At 40.9% G+C, this 16,151-nt stretch carries 16 protein-coding genes; 7 read left to right on the top strand and 9 right to left on the bottom strand.

The features are described from left to right. Positions 1-249: 249 nt before the first annotated feature. The 5 genes from F0249_RS03190 to F0249_RS03170 all read left to right on the top strand — a co-directional run bounded on the left by F0249_RS03190 (position 250) and on the right by F0249_RS03170 (position 4,928). A complete protein-coding gene (locus tag F0249_RS03190) occupies positions 250-435 on the top strand; it encodes a hypothetical protein (protein ID WP_113799755.1) in 186 nt (61 codons plus the stop codon). A gap of 61 nt (positions 436-496) precedes the next feature. After that, positions 497-865 carry a hypothetical protein gene (locus tag F0249_RS03185; RefSeq protein ID WP_171755841.1) on the top strand — a complete coding sequence of 123 codons (369 nt, stop codon included), beginning with the start codon at positions 497-499 and terminating at the stop codon, positions 863-865. A 132-nt stretch (positions 866-997) separates the two neighbouring features. Beyond that, positions 998-2,257 (top strand): hydroxymethylglutaryl-CoA reductase, encoded by a 1,260-nt coding sequence (locus F0249_RS03180; RefSeq protein WP_171755840.1) that lies wholly within the window; start codon positions 998-1,000, stop codon positions 2,255-2,257. Between the two features lie 219 nt (positions 2,258-2,476). Continuing rightward, complete coding sequence (gene glpD, locus F0249_RS03175) at positions 2,477-4,084, top strand: glycerol-3-phosphate dehydrogenase (RefSeq protein ID WP_253825272.1); 1,608 nt, start codon at positions 2,477-2,479, stop codon at positions 4,082-4,084. 178 nt (positions 4,085-4,262) lie between these two features. Next, the gene (locus F0249_RS03170) at positions 4,263-4,928 is read left to right on the top strand and encodes a flagellar brake protein (RefSeq protein ID WP_171755838.1); all 666 of its coding nucleotides are present in this window, start codon (positions 4,263-4,265) and stop codon (positions 4,926-4,928) included. Positions 4,929-5,032: 104 nt separating this feature from the next. Here the strand turns inward: F0249_RS03170 and luxQ are convergent, their stop codons facing one another. From luxQ to F0249_RS03145, 5 genes are all read right to left on the bottom strand, one after another. Then, positions 5,033-7,618 (bottom strand): quorum-sensing autoinducer 2 sensor kinase/phosphatase LuxQ, encoded by a 2,586-nt coding sequence (gene luxQ, locus F0249_RS03165; RefSeq protein WP_171755837.1) that lies wholly within the window; start codon positions 7,616-7,618, stop codon positions 5,033-5,035. Beyond that, a complete protein-coding gene (locus tag F0249_RS03160) occupies positions 7,615-8,715 on the bottom strand; it encodes an autoinducer 2-binding periplasmic protein LuxP (protein WP_017053567.1) in 1,101 nt (366 codons plus the stop codon). Before F0249_RS03160 ends, luxQ begins: the two co-directional genes overlap by 4 nt. A gap of 216 nt (positions 8,716-8,931) precedes the next feature. Then, positions 8,932-9,228 carry a GIY-YIG nuclease family protein gene (locus F0249_RS03155; protein ID WP_113799767.1) on the bottom strand — a complete coding sequence of 99 codons (297 nt, stop codon included), beginning with the start codon at positions 9,226-9,228 and terminating at the stop codon, positions 8,932-8,934. Positions 9,229-9,233: 5 nt separating this feature from the next. Beyond that, a complete protein-coding gene (locus tag F0249_RS03150) occupies positions 9,234-9,905 on the bottom strand; it encodes a YceH family protein (protein ID WP_113799769.1) in 672 nt (223 codons plus the stop codon). A 213-nt stretch (positions 9,906-10,118) separates the two neighbouring features. Further along, complete coding sequence (locus F0249_RS03145) at positions 10,119-10,334, bottom strand: hypothetical protein (RefSeq protein WP_171755675.1); 216 nt, start codon at positions 10,332-10,334, stop codon at positions 10,119-10,121. A 175-nt stretch (positions 10,335-10,509) separates the two neighbouring features. Between F0249_RS03145 and F0249_RS03140 the strand changes: the two genes are divergently transcribed. Beyond that, on the top strand, positions 10,510-10,824 hold the full coding sequence (locus F0249_RS03140; RefSeq protein WP_017053563.1) for a DUF496 family protein: 315 nt from the start codon (positions 10,510-10,512) through the stop codon (positions 10,822-10,824). Positions 10,825-10,980: 156 nt separating this feature from the next. Here the strand turns inward: F0249_RS03140 and F0249_RS03135 are convergent, their stop codons facing one another. Together F0249_RS03135 and yegD are read right to left on the bottom strand one after the other, a co-directional pair. Continuing rightward, positions 10,981-13,038, bottom strand: coding sequence for a U32 family peptidase (locus F0249_RS03135; protein ID WP_171755836.1), 2,058 nt, complete (start codon positions 13,036-13,038; stop codon positions 10,981-10,983). A gap of 159 nt (positions 13,039-13,197) precedes the next feature. Further along, positions 13,198-14,550, bottom strand: coding sequence for a molecular chaperone (gene yegD, locus F0249_RS03130; RefSeq protein ID WP_171755835.1), 1,353 nt, complete (start codon positions 14,548-14,550; stop codon positions 13,198-13,200). Between the two features lie 177 nt (positions 14,551-14,727). On the opposite strand from yegD, the gene F0249_RS03125 reads away from it, so the two are divergent. Further along, a complete protein-coding gene (locus tag F0249_RS03125) occupies positions 14,728-15,036 on the top strand; it encodes a cysteine-rich CWC family protein (protein ID WP_136995266.1) in 309 nt (102 codons plus the stop codon). Positions 15,037-15,084: 48 nt separating this feature from the next. Here the strand turns inward: F0249_RS03125 and F0249_RS03120 are convergent, their stop codons facing one another. Together F0249_RS03120 and F0249_RS03115 are read right to left on the bottom strand one after the other, a co-directional pair. After that, positions 15,085-15,612: an outer membrane beta-barrel protein gene (locus F0249_RS03120; protein WP_171755834.1), complete on the bottom strand. Its 528-nt coding sequence runs from the start codon at positions 15,610-15,612 to the stop codon at positions 15,085-15,087. A gap of 171 nt (positions 15,613-15,783) precedes the next feature. Continuing rightward, positions 15,784-16,140, bottom strand: a complete 357-nt coding sequence (locus tag F0249_RS03115; RefSeq protein ID WP_113799784.1) for a HopJ type III effector protein — start codon at positions 16,138-16,140, stop codon at positions 15,784-15,786. Positions 16,141-16,151 lie beyond the last annotated feature (11 nt).

Raw genomic sequence — 16,151 nt, 5'->3', positions numbered from 1 at the left:
CGACGTTTATTTCACACGCCACTCATTATCATCATCTTAAGCTCAAAAAACACATGCCATTCGCCGAGATATTAGTCACATTACTTGACGAACAATTGAAGCGAACTTGACACTGCCCGGACAAAAAAACAGCGTTCAAAACTTAAAGTAAATCTATACAAGAGAGACTAAATTGATGTAATTGAAGTAAAGCTCTTCCTTCTCTCAAAATGTGTATTTTTCGGTCATACCGCCAGTAGAGGTAACGTTATGAGTTCACGACAATTTGAATTACTAAGAAACCAGCTTCAGCTACTTTCACCCCAACAACTGAAATCGTTGCAAGGTGAAATATCAAATACTCTAGGTGATCAAAATAAAGATTTGCTGACCGATGAAGAAAAAAACTTAATTTTCAACCTCTTCTCTTATGATGAGGCACCCAGTGTTCAATGAGCATAAGTTGCAGGATCTCACTAAGAGGTTTAAGCTGTAGATAGTACGAAGGAGTTTAGCTATGTCTATTTCCGGTATACAGTCAGGCTACCAAATGATCCAGCAGTCATCTGCAATGGCAGAAGACGCTGCGCGTGATATAAATCAGATTAATAAAACCCCTTCTCATGTGGAATCAGAGTTCCAACCAAAAACTGAAACTCCTCCAAAGCAAGACCTCGAATTACAGCAAGACCCTATCGTCACCCAAGATGACAGCCTTAGTTTCAACAAAATTGAATTTATGAAAGAGCCAGAACCATCAGCGCCAATATCCTATGTTGATTCCACGCAGCAATTAACTCAAGCGGCAGGTTATAATCGAATTGGGGCTAATATTGTGGAACGCAGCAATGAGATGATTGGTAGTTTGTTGGATATCCATATTTAGTCACTTCTCCTGCGATGTTTACCAAATATATACGTGTAAAAATCCGTGATAAACGGTTACCTCTTTTAACCAGCCCTTGTTTCTCAATTTGTTGTCGGTAGAATCGACCCAAATCAATTATGTTGTACTCTTATGCCAAAACTTAATCTGCATCGCCGTGACTACGTTTCAATTTTAGGTGGCGATATCTCCGCAGACGAATTAGAGCAAACGCTCCAGCCAAATTTTTCTCCAATCAAAAACAAACTGACTCCTAGCCCTTATTTGACAGACAAGAACATCGAACGTCGCTGGAAAGCCCTCAATCAGGATGACTTAAAAGCCCAGCTTCTCGATCCCTATACTCTTGCAAATGCGCAAGCCTATGAAAAAAATATCGAGCACTTCATCGGGACGGTAAAAATCCCAGTAGGCATTGCGGGGCCACTTAGAGTCAATGGGCTATTTGCCAAAGGGGACTTTCTAGTCCCTCTTGCCACAACAGAGGCGGCGTTGGTCGCATCTTATAACCGTGGCGCGAAACTACTGAGCGCATGTGGTGGTGCAAGCGCAATGCTATTGAATGAAGGGGTGACTCGTACTCCGGCTTTCGCTTTTTATGGTATAGCTCAAGCAGGACAGTTCGTTGCTTGGGCGGTCACTCAGTACGACGAATTCAAAAAAATTGCGGAATCCACAACGTCACATGGCAAGCTCACCGATATTAATATCAATATTGAAGGCAATCACGTTTATATCGTTTTTGAATTCTTAACCGGTGATGCTTCAGGGCAAAATATGGTGACTATTGCCACCAATGCGGTTTTCGAATTCATTATGCAGCACAGTCCCATTCAGCCCGAGTATGCGTTCCTTGATGGCAACTTATCCGGTGACAAGAAAGCCAACACCCAGACACTTCGGAGTGTGCGAGGAAAGAAAGTAACGGCAGAAGCTCATATACCTGCAGAGTTAATTCAAAAGTACCTACATACGACGCCCGAAAAAATGATGCAATTTGGTCAAATGACAACAGTGGGTGGTGCACTAAGCGGAACGATAGGCATTAATGCCCACTACGCCAATGCGCTGGCTGCACTGTATATTGCATGTGGCCAAGATGCGGCATGTGTCGCTGAATCCGCAATAGGTATGACAAGGATGGAGGTCGATCGCGAAGGCGGTTTATACGCCAGTGTTACGCTTCCGAATTTAATGATTGGTACGGTTGGAGGTGGTACATCCCTTCCAAGCCAGAAAGCTTGCTTAGACGTCATGGGGTTATTTGGTAATGGTAAGTCCCAGGCGCTCGCAGAAGTCTGCGCGGCGTTATGTCTTGCGGGTGAACTCTCTATTGTTGGAGCATTCTGTGCAGGCCACTTCTCAAGAGCTCATCACAAACTCGCACGCTAATACTAAACTTCCCTCTCAAAACGCTACCTATTCAAACATTTTTGTTATTCAAAAAGCCTTACTTATCCAGTAAGGCTTTTTTCGTCTATGCTTTATTTTGAGTGAACGAGTGAAAAACATGATCTCCATCATATAAAACAATCAAAAAGTAACAGATATGAAAAATAAATGTGTATATTCAACTCACCAAATGAGCGAACGAACACAAAAGGCAGCGATATGACCAAGATAACGAAACAAAGCGAATGTAATGATACAAAATCATCCATCTTAGATCTGATTGTTGTCGGCGGTGGTATTAATGGTGCAGGCATAGCTGCAGATGCTTCGGGCCGTGAACTTACCGTTGGTCTATATGAAGCGAAAGATTTTGCTAGCGCGACCTCATCGGCGAGTTCAAAACTGATCCATGGTGGGCTGCGCTATTTAGAACATTATGAGTTTCGTTTAGTGGGTGAAGCGCTAGCCGAGCGTGAAATTCTACTTAAGAAAGTGCCACATATTGCTAAACCAATGCGTTTTCGTTTACCACATCGCCCATATCTACGCCCTGCTTGGATGTTAAGAGCTGGACTGTTTCTATACGATAACTTAGGAAAACGAACCTCATTAGCCGCGAGCCAAAAAATCAAGCTAAACGCTGGAGTTGTCACTAAACCCGACATGAAAATAGGATTTGAATATTCAGACTGCTGGGTTGATGATGCTCGTTTGGTTATTCTCAATGCCATTCAAGCTCAACAGAATGGCGCGGAGGTAAAGAATTACTGTAGCGTTGAAAAAGCTGAGCGTGATGGTGATACCTGGATGGTCACTCTATTTGATCATGTCAGTCAACAACGATTCATTCGTCGCTGTCATACCCTAGTGAATGCGACAGGCCCTTGGGTGAAATCATTTATTACGGACAAAATGGATGAACAATCTCCTTATGGTATCCGATTAATCAAGGGGTCTCACCTTATCGTGCCAAAAATTCATGATGAGGAGCAAGCCTATATTCTGCAAAATGAAGATAAGCGTATTGTGTTTGTTATCCCTTATTTAGACAAATTCTCGATGATTGGTACCACCGACGTTGAATACGATGGAAAACCACGAGATGTCGCGATCAGCGCCGAAGAGACGAAGTATTTGCTTGATGTCGCAAATAAGCACTTTATGACTCAAACTCAAGAGACAGATATTATTTCAACATTCAGCGGTGTGCGACCGTTATGCGATGATGAATCAGACTCCCCACAAGCCATCACACGTGATTACACTATCGCTCTTCAGCAAGAACTTGAACAGGCTCCTTTGCTTTCAATCTTCGGCGGCAAGCTGACCACATATAGAAAACTAGCTGAATCTGCATTAAGCCAATTATCTGAATTCCTCCCACATATGGGACAAGCTTGGACAAAAGATAGCCCATTACCTGGTGGTGAAAGTTTTCATTTTAATACCCAGTTTAGCCATCTCTCTAAGAAACTCCCATTTTTGAATCCCGTAATGATAAAGCGTTGGCTAACCACATACGGGAGTCGAACTGAGAACTTACTTCGCAACGTAGCATCGCAAGATGATCTTGGTCAGCAGTTTTCAGATGAGTGCTATCAAGTCGAAATCGACTACCTTATTGATCATGAGTTTGCTGTCACCGTGGAAGATATACTCTGGCGTAGAACCAAATTAGGGTTACTTTTAACTACCCAAGAAATCGATAACCTAACACTGTATGTAAACAAGCTAAAATCGCCTCAAGAGATGAATATCGAAACTTATTTTAACAAACCGATCAGCGATACTCCCTTAAACGCTCAAGCAAAAGCAGTCAATGGGTAGTTAAGTATGTAAAGAAAAAATTCAAGGCAACGCGACTTCGATATTGCACACAATAACGGTGTGATCACACACTTTTATTGTGTTGCATATAAAAAGCTAACAAATTGAATTATTAACGATTATATTTTATCTAATTTCGGCATTGGAACGGCACTTCTAGGGTAATCGTTAATAATTTATGAGCTCAAAAAACAACAACAGCCAAGATATTCAAAAGCTCATGAAACCAGGGATGAAGGTTTCAGTCACTCTTGAATTTGGCCCCACAGATAAACTGATCATTCATACTCACTACATTGGCTGCAAAGACGAGCAATATCTCATCATTGAACTCCCTATCAAAATCTTAGAAGATCTATCCATGCGTCAACTGGCTAATGTAGATACCGTAATCCGCGGCATTTCGGATACCGAACTCGGGCACATTATTGCTTTCAAAACGTCGGTGATAAATACCATTACCAAGCCTTTCCCGTTGCTTTTTTTAAGAGCACCTAAACAGTTCGCTACAAAGGCCGTTAGAGAACATCAACGCTATAAGCTTTCGCTTCCTGTGACAGTGAGTTATCAATCGAATGTCTTTGAAGGAACAATTCTCGACTTCTCAGTTTCAGGCTGCGGCCTTCTATTAGAGACCAGAAATGAATTAGTTTGCGACACAGAGATAAACGTTGAATCACAATTGAAGCGTTTTCTCCCTAGCGATATCAAATATTGTATTGTGAGTGTGAAAAGGCACCAAAAAGGTCAGTTGGTTGGTATTAAGTTTGATAATCCAATAATCATGGGAGACGATCTAAAACAGGAGATACTAGAGCAAGCTTTTATCGCGGGTAGTATTTGATCGTCACATGAACGCAGGGCTTACCTTTAAGCCCTACAAATACGGATACAACTAAAAAACGAATGGGCAATGAGTGAGAAATGAATACATCACCATGGAGCTATTCACTCTTCTGAATTAAGAAAATGCCTTTTAAAATGAACGAACGCAGCATGTAGCACATGTTCCTTAATTGGCTTAACAATCACATAATTAGCCCCAGCGGCGATGAATGCATCATTAGTAGAAGCAAGGCTATCTGCAGTACAAGCGTATATTGGCGTGGATATGTGTAAATCGTTTCGAATCGCCATGGTGGTTTCGATTCCGCCTAAATTCGGCAACTGGTTATCCATCAGAATCAGATCAAAAGACTCTGCCTCAATAATTTTCAGTGCACTCAACCCATCTTTCGTCCACTGCACATCCATCCCATATTTTTTACAAAATGCCTGTGCAATAAATGCGTTGGTACCATTATCCTCTACTAGCAGCACCTTCAGTGTTCTGTCAAAAAGCTCATGTGGAAGAAGTTCTTGTTCTGTTGATTGAAAATCAGAACCGACAGAACCACTCTTCACAGGGACAGTGACTACAAATTCTGTACCGACTCCCTTTTCACTCCCAACTTGAATATCCCCCCCTAGCATATCAACCAGGTTCTTTACTATGGTCAGACCTAAACCACTACCACCGTATTCGCGTGTTGTTGTTGATTCCTCTTGTACAAAAGGATCGAACATTGCGTCCAAACGCTTCGGATCAATACCAATTCCAGAGTCCTTAATGTTAATAATCAGCATGTCATTATTTGCAGACTCGAATTGTTCTAAATCGAAGCCAATTTTAATGGTTCCAGAGTGGGTAAATTTCACTGCGTTGCTTAAAAGATTAAACAAGATCTGATTCAAACGAACTTGATCTGTGTAAATCAACGTATTCGTTGCCAAATTATTATTAATAACTAACTGAACATCATTTTCGGCACAGGCAGGCTGATAGATAGTTTCAAGCGTATTCACGAGTTCAGAAAACTTGAACTCATTAAGCTGAATATTAAACTTACCTTGTTCTAATTTTGAAAAATCCAGAATGTCATTGAGAACAGCCAATAGATGCTCACCACTATTGCATAAGACATCAATCTGCTTAAGGTTTTCAGCATCATGAATAGAGCGCTTTAATAGCTGGGATACACCCAAAATACCATTCAATGGCGTTCTGATTTCATGACTCATTTTCGCTAAGAAATCAGCCCTCATTTTTGCCGACTCTTCCGCCTCTTTTCTCGCTAAATCACTCTGTTTTTCAGCTTCAATGAAGGTTGTAACGTCTTGGCCTTGGACAATAATGCTAGAGATATCCCCTTCAATCCTTATCGGGGATAAATTCCAGCGGTAAACTTTATCTCCAATCGGAACGTTAACTCCGGTAAGCGTTGCGCCTTGAGCTGACATTCTAATATGAGGAATTAACTGGGACTTAAATACATCAAAATGAGGTAAAATCTTGTACTGTCCTAACTCGTTTGCTTTCGATAACTCTTTGCGAGCTGCTGGATTCATCTGCAAAACATCACCAGCGCCAGACCAAACAATAGTAGGAGAGAGTGCAAAGTTGAATAGATCTTGAAAAGACTTCTCCTGCTCAGCCAACCGCTCAAATGTGCTTTCGAGGGTGTGACCAATATGATCGAATTCATAGATCGTAGACCCTTCAAACCCTCTTTTGGCGTCTTTTATCCCGGCAAGTTTAGTGTAAGTCATTAATTTTGCCAGTTCGTTAGAGACTTTTTTCTGCACCCATTTCCGTGTGAATGCAAAAACAGCGCAAATAGCGAGCATGGTGAAAATCAGGCCATACTGATGATTTCTTTTCAACGCCATTACACCTTTACTGTACTCGACAGTAAATACCGTCAGAGGTGTCTCTTCATCATTAACCTTCAATGCCGTTGCACTCACCAAAGTCTCTCCAAGCTCGCTATCAACTTGTTTTCTAAAACTAATAATGTCATCGGCAGTATAAGGCTCAGAACCTAGCAAGGTTGTCGCGATTGGTAGATCTTCTAAAGCAAGTACCACATTATCGCTATTACTGCGTCGTTGAAGAGATTCGATCAACATGACGTTGTTATCGAGGATCATCCCAACATAAAGTTGGCCTAATACTTCTCCCGAATTATCATTGATTATCGGAGAACGCCTCACTAATAAGTGTTTAAGCCCTATTGAACTATGAAGTTCAAGTATGTGCCAATTACTATTAAACGCAACTTGCTCTGCAACATCATTAAGCAATTCAAGAGATAAACCGTAGAATTCGGCGTTGCCATCATCCCAGATAATACCCTTTGGTTTTGCAATAAAGCGTACATCAGGAACATGTTTAGGCTCACGTTGATCCAGCCCTAGGAAATAATAATCGAGAAGTTCTTCGTCTCCAGCCACAAAAAAATCCACCAACGTGTCACTTTTCGCATTACTGTCTTGGTGGATTTGCAAAACAGCCAATCGGTAATCAAACAGACTTTGAATCAAACTCGATGTCTGCTGAAGTGTTCGGTTGACTTCTTGTTTAATTATACGATTACTGAATTGAAAACTTTGTACAAGCACGCCCAACGTCAATATGCAGATCACCAAAATGACAATTTGTGAAATTAAGGTAACAAGTGAGCGTTTTTTCGTTGGGCCAAGCTTTATTTTCATGACTTATCTGAATACCTAAAAGCACGTTCTTTTAATTTTTGGATATGTTCAGGCTCATCCTCGGTAGAGACTACTTCAAAGTCTCCAGAATAAACGGTAGGCACCTTCTTACCTTCTAAATCAAGTTTGATCGCTTCTGCCATTGCAACGCCTGTATCATCGTTCATTCGCATAACAGTCACATCGAGCTCACCACGCTCCAAAGCTTCAAGTTCGGCGGAGCCTCCTCCCCATCCGTTAATTTTGATATCCGTACGGTTCAGGTCTTCTAAAGCTTGCACCGCTCCCAGTGCAACGTCCGTCGAACAGGCGTAAATAAAATCGAGATCAGGCGTTTTTTCAATGCTCAACTTGGCAACATCATACCCGCTGGCTTTCGTCGTTTTTGTGTAGAATGATGAGCGCAATTCGTAATCTGAATGGTGACTCATCTCTTGAATAAAAGTATCACCCCTAGCATCACTGATGTAGCCTTCAGAAAAGTACAGTACCGAATAGTTACCTCCAGCCTTAACGTGTTGTTTGAAATAATCCGCTAACGCTAAGCTTCCTGTTGAGTGGTCAAAGCCCACGTAGAAGAAAGGCTGGCGATTCTTCCATGCGCGAACAGGCGTTGTGATGTTTTGCAATATTAGCTTTGTTTTTTCGGAATTAATCACATGCTCAATAAATTTACGATGACGTGTTGTATCCAATGTAAAGATCAAATAATCCGTTTCATTTTGAATGGCTTTTTTTAAGGAAAGGCTTTGCTGCTTTACATCAATATTAGGGCGAGTAAATACTTGGTTAATTTGATATTGGATACCAAGTTCATCTAACCTTGCTTCAAATGCTCTGATGTTGCGCACCCAATAATCAGATACCTGTTGACCTGGATACACAACCGAAATTGTGACGGGTTCTTTTTGTTTAACCGAAATCTTTTGTGAGTCGTTACGAACGATATCACTGAATATCTGGTTCAATTCATTCTGTTTCGGGAAAGTTTCCAGAAACTCTTTATATTCCCAATACCCTGTGAGAACTTGCGCTGGATGCGCCATTAATGGCATGGAAAAACTAGCCAATGCGGAAAGCAATAGTAAACGTTTCATTTTTATCTCAGCCTAGATGGACTACATTGGCCCATAATTATTAACCTAATCAATGACCATACTCTTACGCATGGTATGAAAATCATTATGAGTTAACCTTATTAAAAATGATAGTTCTATGCCAGATAAAGATGGCGGGAATAGCGTGTAAAAGAGAAGTTAAACCGATAAAAATAACGCGGGGGCTTTATCTATTGATCCCAAGGATGAGTAATGTCAATTGATGTGCAGTGTTTCTAGATCCCAAAGTTTCTGAATTAATTGTTCCTTCTTTATTTTTGGCAACTTTTTCAGCTTAATTTCGTATTTTAAAGCCAAACTTTTCGTTTCGACAGAGTGACTCCAAACGAGCTCCAGTGGCCCTTTTCCGCGAAGAAACTTAGCCCCTTTTCCCGTTTGGTGCTGTTTGAACCGACGATCTACATCGACCGTTATTCCACAATATAGTGCATCACTTCGTGTCCGAATTAGATAAATATACCAAGACGGACACGTTTCGCTTACCGTTGTCATGAAAATCAGAGAACAGATTCAACTAACGCTTTGAGCTCAGCCAACTCGTTCTTCAATTCTGCTACTTCTTTCTCTAGTGACTCGATTCTTTGAGATGATGAGTTTTCAGAAGAGTGGCTCATTGTTGAGCTGACCGGCATTGCCGCCGCGATCGAATCCACGTCAACAGCACCACTTAAAAGATGCTGATAGCGAGATTCTCTCTTACCCGCTTCGCGTGGCAATTTCACAACCAAAGAACCTTCGGCACGATTCGCTAGCTTTTCAAGTACCGCTTCCACCTCTTTTACATCTGTGAATGACGCCAATCGATTAGTACGAGTGCGCAATTCGCCAGGAGTTTGAGGCCCACGAAGTAACATGCAGCAGATAATGGCGCGTTCTTGTTCACTAAACTGTAAATCGCCAAATTCAGTGTTACAAAAACGATGCTGATACTTACTCACACGGCTATTAAAGCTACTCTCATCACTCACTAAACGACGAGAGATAAGGCTCTCTACGACATCAAGAATATCTGAGTCACTCAAGGCCATGACAGGATCTCGGTTACTCTTCTGATTACATGCTGTGGTTAGACTATTAAGTGTTAGGGGGTAATATTCAGGAGTGGTTACTTCTTTTTCAATCAAGCAGCCAATAATTCTTGCTTCAACAGGTGACAGTTCAATGCTCATACTCAATTCCTTGTTTTTATTATTAGCTTTGTTGCACTAGTAAATCTAACGACTCAACCATTTAAAGCGCTGAATTTACGTTGTGAGTGTTAAATTCTGGCTCAAATTTTTAGCTTTGCATCTCTTGTGATGGGCAGTGTAACTATCGATATTCAAACATTGATATTCAAACATCGATATTCAAAAACATCAGTATCCAAACATCCGTTTTCACTAATGCTCCGGAATCAGTGGGATGCGTTTCATGTTGCCTTTTTCATCAACCAATATGATTTTTGCTCGGTTTAGCTCAATCTCAGTTATCTCTAATTTTGTTCGCTCAGAAATGTAGGCCTCACGTAGTTTTTCTTGCTCCACTTCACCTTCAAGTTCTACGTCATGCGACTCGTAATCATCTTGCTCGACTGGCTGTTCCATGTTTTTTTTCATTACACTGTCATACTTAATAACGCATAATATAGCGAACGCACAAGCGAACACAATCGATTAAAGAGAGAGTGCTGATTAATTCACCAACATCGCCAGAGGATTGATCTTAAGGCTGTTCTGTATTCATTTGTTGTGCTTTAATCAAACCAGACATATTTTAGACTAGGAAAAAACTATGAGTAGTGTATTTGAAATCGTAAACCAAGCACGTCGTAAAAATAAGCTAAAACGTGAACTTGTTGATAACGAAAAAAAAGTTCGTGATAACCGTAAACGTGTTGATCTACTTGATAACCTTCTTGACTACATTAAGCCAGAAATGAGCCACGATGAGATTCTGGCTATTGTTAAAAACATGAAAGCCGATTACGAAGATCGCGTTGATGACCACATCATCAAAAGTGCTGAGATCTCTAAATCTCGCCGTGACATCAGCCGTCGCATTCGTGAACTGACTGAAGAAGATAAGCAAACTCAAGGTAAAAAATAACCTTAGCTTATCGATAAGATTCTGGTAGACCTAGCTTGCACACAACCTAGTGTGTTGTTTCATTTCGCAGCTAGAAGTATCTAGGTGACAACAAAAAAGCCGAAGCAATATAATATTGCTTCGGCTTTTCATTAACCTTTATCTATAAACCTTTGTCTATAAACCTTTTTTATATTGCTGGCTGCTCGTTTGCGCTAATGCCTGTTTTATCGCAACTAATGCCGGAGACTCGACCTTATCGCCACGAGTGTCCAAATGGTTCATCGATTCCTGTAGCATTTCTTGGAATAGCACAACCAAGGCTGCGTTATCGATCTCCGCTTTATCTAAACTCACTTTGGTCTGTGTTTTGATATTTCGTAGATCAATCAGAACATCAGAATAGAGCCCTGCACAATCTCTAAGTACGTCTGTATTTAAGAAGTTCTGTTCGCTGTACAAACTGTTGTGATCGCCTTTTTTCTTATCAATCACATAAGGCTTATCTTTCAAGTTAATGATCGAGGTTGTTTTCTCACACCCCTTCAAACAACGATTATCCACACGCTTTTTCTTACAACCTACACTTTGTAAAAATAGGCACTGACGACTAGTTAGCATGGCAATTGGGTGGTAAATACTATGAAACAGGCGGAAATTATCTGGACGAACGATCTTACGCATCTGCAGTTTGCTTAACTCATTAGAGATAAAAGCACCGCTGCCTTTGTACTCTTGTTGAATACACTTGAGCGCGTATGAGTTTGTGATATTCAGTTGAGGACCTGCAACCCACTGAATGCCTCTCTCATAAGCCAGTTGTGCTACGCCTGTATTATTGGTGACGATCAACGCTGGCTTAACTGTATCTAAAAACGTTCTCGCCGCTTCAAAGTCATCTCCAATTTGAATAGCAGAAAACCAAGGGATCAAAGCTGGATTTTCAGTAAACAGTGTACTCAATTTAGCCAACTGTGTGCTCAGCGCCATTGGTAACTGATAGAAGACATCTAAAGGTGTCGTTGAAGTGTTCATTTCGCACAACGCAACATCTTCTGCCGATGAGATAAGTACAGATAATTTTGGAGCCGAAGTCAAAGGCGTTGATGGTGGTAGCTTTGGTAATTCAACGGCTTTCACGTAATCGGGGTCGCCTTTTACTACCGTTAATGACTTTGAATCATCAATCACTAAATCTTTGGTCTTCTCTTCCACCAGCGCCATGATATCCGTTTTTTCATCAAACAGATCTTTTTTCACTTTATCGATACTGGCTTCGGTAGTACAGCCGTAAATCTTAGTGAAGTGTGTAGACGAATTGTCTCTTGGGTTATCGATATACATATCTTGGGAGATGTTATCTTTCAGATATGAGTTCGAAAAGTCACGATTAAATACCGTGTATAGACCTTTGGTATCGGTTAAAGGTTGGCCACCAGCACAATAAGTGTCTATCTGTTTACGCCAATTGTCGACCACAGTATAAACGTAATGCGCTTTCTTGATTCGACCTTCAACTTTTAATGAGTAAACACCCGCATCAACCAACTCATTCAAATCACCATAAGCAGAGTTGTCTTTCATGTTCAGTGGGTAATTTTTACCTACTTTCGTTGTTTCGTATTGATCACGGCAAGGCTGGCTACAGCGTCCTCGGTTACCCGATGCGCCATTTTTTACAGAACTGATGTAACAAAGGCCCGAAAAGCCAATACAGTAAGAACCATGCACAAACACTTCCATTAGAACATCGTGATCAAGACCAAATTGAGCTAAATGTTTAATCTCACTAATATTTAACTCTCGTGAAAGGTTTACACGGCTTGCACCTAACTTATTTAGTAATAAGATTTGGCCTTCATTATGAGTATTCAATTGTGTCGAAGCGTGCATGTCTAAGCTAGGGAAATAGTGCTTAAGAATATAACCTAACCCAAGATCTTGAATGATAACGCCATCAATATGAGTATTAACCAATTTATTCAGCAAACGAACAACCGTTGGCACTTCACTTTCAAGAATAATGATATTCAGCGTTAGGAAGATTTTACAGTTGTGCTGATGAGCCAAATCAACCAAACCGTTTAAGGTATCTAGGTCGAGGTTTGTTGCTCGATTACGGGCATTAAACTTATCTAAACCACAATAAACGGCATCCGCGCCAGCAGCAATCGCCGCTTTTATCGAATCTATATCGCCACCAGGGGCCAACAACTCAAATTGATCTTTATTCACAGAAAATGTACTCGCCTTACTGTATAGCGTAATAATAAGGCGAGTATTTTACGGGTTTCGGTTACAAATTACCGCATGAGTCACACTTTTTTTTGAAATTAGCGATAGATCAGCACCTTAATTTCCCAAAGTACTCATCGCGTACCCACAATCAGTCGATTACTTAAAACAAGTTTCAGCCCAGCGAGCCAAACCTGCCGTAACCGAACCAAAGTAATTCCCACTCACAATCGGCACATTTGGCAGTTGAGATTCCACCGCTTGACGCAATACAGGAGAACGAGCAGAGCCTCCCGTCATGAAGATCACATCCGGTTTTTTCGCACTTTGCGCGACCGCTTCTTTCACTAAATCAACCATCTTCGCTTTTGGAGTCTCAATCGCGTCTATCATTTGATCTAAGCTAATATCCACTTCAACCAACTCAGACACTAAATCCATCTTGACGCGAAATTCGTTGCAATCTGCAAGTTCTATTTTCGCTTCTTCCGCTTTTCTTACTACGCTGTAGCCTAATGTCTCTTGGTACATTCTAAGTAAGCGATCTAATTTTTCCGGAGACTGCGCCTCTTTTTTCAGTAGCTTAAGTGCTTTAAGGTTCTCGCGTGAATAAAAGTCGCGTTGCGCTTCGACATTGTTGATCGCAATCGGGTTCCAAAATTGAGTCAGAGGCATATCGATACCAGACAGTGACTTACTCGTGGAGCCAAAAGAGGTCATCAGCTGTTTGAACGCTAGGTAAATATCAAGATCATTTCCCCCAACTCGTTGCCCACTATGAGCTAATAAGCTGGCAGTACGATCACTCATGCCTCGCCACGTTGGTCCCATATCAATCAACGAACAGTCGGTTGTACCACCGCCAATGTCCACAACTAATACTGTTTTATCTTCTGTTAGTGTGCTCTCGTATTCCAGCCCTGCAGCGACAGGCTCAAATTGAAACTCAATATTATTAAACCCTGCGCGCTTGGCTGCTTGTAATAATATTTTTTCCGCTTGTTGGTTCGCGAGTTCGCCACCACGACCGTGAAAGTTAATTGGGCGACCGATCACCGTGTCGCGGATCTCTTGCTCACTTTGAGCTTCCGCTTTTTGTTTAATATTGGCCATCATGGCGCATACAAGATCTTCAAAGAAACTGACCTGAATATCATGCAACCCGCTTGCGCCTAAGAAGGATTTCGGCGATTTCACATAGTAAACATCTCTCGGATCTTCCAAATAAAGATCTAACGCCGCTTGACCAAAGGCTAAGTCACCTTTAATTAGGTCGATACTCTCTTCTCGATTGAAGGCAATCGCTCGGCGCAGTACTTGCTCACCAATCGCATCAGAAGGCGAAATTTTAAAATGACGAAATAGATACTCAGATACAGATTCACGCGTAGGGGCACAAATAGTGGAAGGGATGTAAAAGTTGTCCCCTTCAAGAGAAAGTAATCTTGGTTGGCCATCAGACATCGAAGCAACAGAGCAGTTCGCTGTACCATAATCAAAACCTATAAACATTTTTACCTCTAGCCAATCCAAAAAGGTCGGCAATGCTACCTCAATTATCCTTTAATTTCGAGCGACAAAACCCTCGTTTCAGTAGTAAAAACCATATATTCATATATAGCTATTATTTCTTACAATCAAATAAAAAACTGTTAGATTTACGGTACAAGTTTTAGAGAGTAAAGGTGAATGAAAACACCTTGTATTGCTGCGTGCAAAAACAGTGATGGGATCTGCTCAGGCTGCCATCGAACCATGGCTGAAATTATCGGTTGGAAAGAGTATTCAGACACTGAGCGTGAAGCCATTATGAAGCAGATAACTAGCGTCTCACACACTCATCAATGTCCATCATGTGGTGAAGGTGCACACTGTGATATCAGCGCAGGAAAAAGCACCTGCTGGTGCTTTGAAGTAGAAGAAAGGAACACAAGTAAAGTGTCGGATAACCAAAGTTGTGTGTGTCGAAAATGTTTAACGGCTCTACCGACAATTTAGCTCTGAGTTAAAGGAAACTAACTCAAATGCCTCACATTCGAGCTTACATTAGAAACCATAATAAACACTCAAATTAAGACTCATAGCACCATCATCTCCGTCAGGTGCTATTGAACTCTCTTTTACATATTGCCCTTCAATATCAAAAATTAGCGGTGTGTTATTTCTAAAACGCATCCCAGCACCAATACTCGGAGCCCATTCTGTACCGTGGTTTTCCGTTCCAATCGCGTTATAACCCAAAGTCCCGAACAAATTAAAATGATAATCCAATGGGATAAACCACTTACTCACCACACCTGCATGCCACTTAATTCGGTCATCTTTATCCGATACCACGATATATTCCCGCCCTTCTATTGCGAAAAAAGATAATGGACGATAACCAAAAACGACCCCAGCAAGCGTACTATCAAATTTATCATCATCTCGATATTGCGAATCGCTGAAGTTTGCCATGCTGAAACCGGCACCTAGGTACAACTGACTATACTCTTTCTCTTCTTCTTGCTGTGCATAACTCAGTGAGCTTATAACACTCAGCGCAAGAAAGATGGAGGAAACTGGATGCTTCATTATCACTTCCTTTTCTATTTGTCCCATAAAAAGGTTAGCTCATACGCAACCAGTCACTCTATAGCCATTAATATATGTGATTTAGATCTACTATTTGATCTTCAACGTATTTAGCTTTCAATACGTTCTATATCTATATTTAGCTATTAATACGTTTGGTTATCAAGATGTTCAGTTATCAATATCTTTAGCAATCAATGCAGTTTGTTCAAATTTGATTCCACCCCAACCTGTCTTGATAAAGTTTCGGATATTTTGATGGTCCTTATCATCAGGGTTACCAAGTACATCGACACGGTAAAACTTCCCAAAACAGGAAAGCGTCTCCTCTTCCGTTAACTTGTGAAGCAAACCAAAGGCAAAAATTTTACATGAACCATTATTTTCTCCAGCTTCATTTCTTAAGTCACCGTTAGTAAATGAAGTAGGAACAAAGTCATAATTTGCATCAATGACATCCATGACCTGCTCAAATTTTATTTCCTTAGGACTATTTAATAAATCAAACAAAAAACCTTTTACTTCCATAATATATCCAT

Origin of the sequence: Vibrio sp. 03-59-1, assembly GCF_013114135.1 — a bacterium.
GTDB lineage: Bacteria > Pseudomonadota > Gammaproteobacteria > Enterobacterales > Vibrionaceae > Vibrio > Vibrio cortegadensis.
Note: the sequence above shows the minus strand (reverse complement) of the source record. Positions and strands in the feature narration are given on the sequence as shown.

What these genes read in the sequence shown, in the direction of transcription:
- F0249_RS03190 (WP_113799755.1), top strand. Translation starts at nt 250, where the DNA reads ATGAGTTCACGACAATTTGAATTACTAAGAAACCAGCTTCAGCTACTT.
- F0249_RS03185 (WP_171755841.1), top strand. Translation starts at nt 497, where the DNA reads ATGTCTATTTCCGGTATACAGTCAGGCTACCAAATGATCCAGCAGTCA.
- F0249_RS03180 (WP_171755840.1), top strand. Translation starts at nt 998, where the DNA reads ATGCCAAAACTTAATCTGCATCGCCGTGACTACGTTTCAATTTTAGGT.
- glpD (WP_253825272.1), top strand. Translation starts at nt 2,477, where the DNA reads ATGACCAAGATAACGAAACAAAGCGAATGTAATGATACAAAATCATCC.
- F0249_RS03170 (WP_171755838.1), top strand. Translation starts at nt 4,263, where the DNA reads ATGAGCTCAAAAAACAACAACAGCCAAGATATTCAAAAGCTCATGAAA.
- luxQ (WP_171755837.1), bottom strand. Translation starts at nt 7,618, where the DNA reads ATGAAAATAAAGCTTGGCCCAACGAAAAAACGCTCACTTGTTACCTTA.
- F0249_RS03160 (WP_017053567.1), bottom strand. Translation starts at nt 8,715, where the DNA reads ATGAAACGTTTACTATTGCTTTCCGCATTGGCTAGTTTTTCCATGCCA.
- F0249_RS03155 (WP_113799767.1), bottom strand. Translation starts at nt 9,228, where the DNA reads ATGACAACGGTAAGCGAAACGTGTCCGTCTTGGTATATTTATCTAATT.
- F0249_RS03150 (WP_113799769.1), bottom strand. Translation starts at nt 9,905, where the DNA reads ATGAGCATTGAACTGTCACCTGTTGAAGCAAGAATTATTGGCTGCTTG.
- F0249_RS03145 (WP_171755675.1), bottom strand. Translation starts at nt 10,334, where the DNA reads ATGAAAAAAAACATGGAACAGCCAGTCGAGCAAGATGATTACGAGTCG.
- F0249_RS03140 (WP_017053563.1), top strand. Translation starts at nt 10,510, where the DNA reads ATGAGTAGTGTATTTGAAATCGTAAACCAAGCACGTCGTAAAAATAAG.
- yegD (WP_171755835.1), bottom strand. Translation starts at nt 14,550, where the DNA reads ATGTTTATAGGTTTTGATTATGGTACAGCGAACTGCTCTGTTGCTTCG.
- F0249_RS03125 (WP_136995266.1), top strand. Translation starts at nt 14,728, where the DNA reads ATGAAAACACCTTGTATTGCTGCGTGCAAAAACAGTGATGGGATCTGC.
- F0249_RS03120 (WP_171755834.1), bottom strand. Translation starts at nt 15,612, where the DNA reads ATGAAGCATCCAGTTTCCTCCATCTTTCTTGCGCTGAGTGTTATAAGC.
- F0249_RS03115 (WP_113799784.1), bottom strand. Translation starts at nt 16,140, where the DNA reads ATGGAAGTAAAAGGTTTTTTGTTTGATTTATTAAATAGTCCTAAGGAA.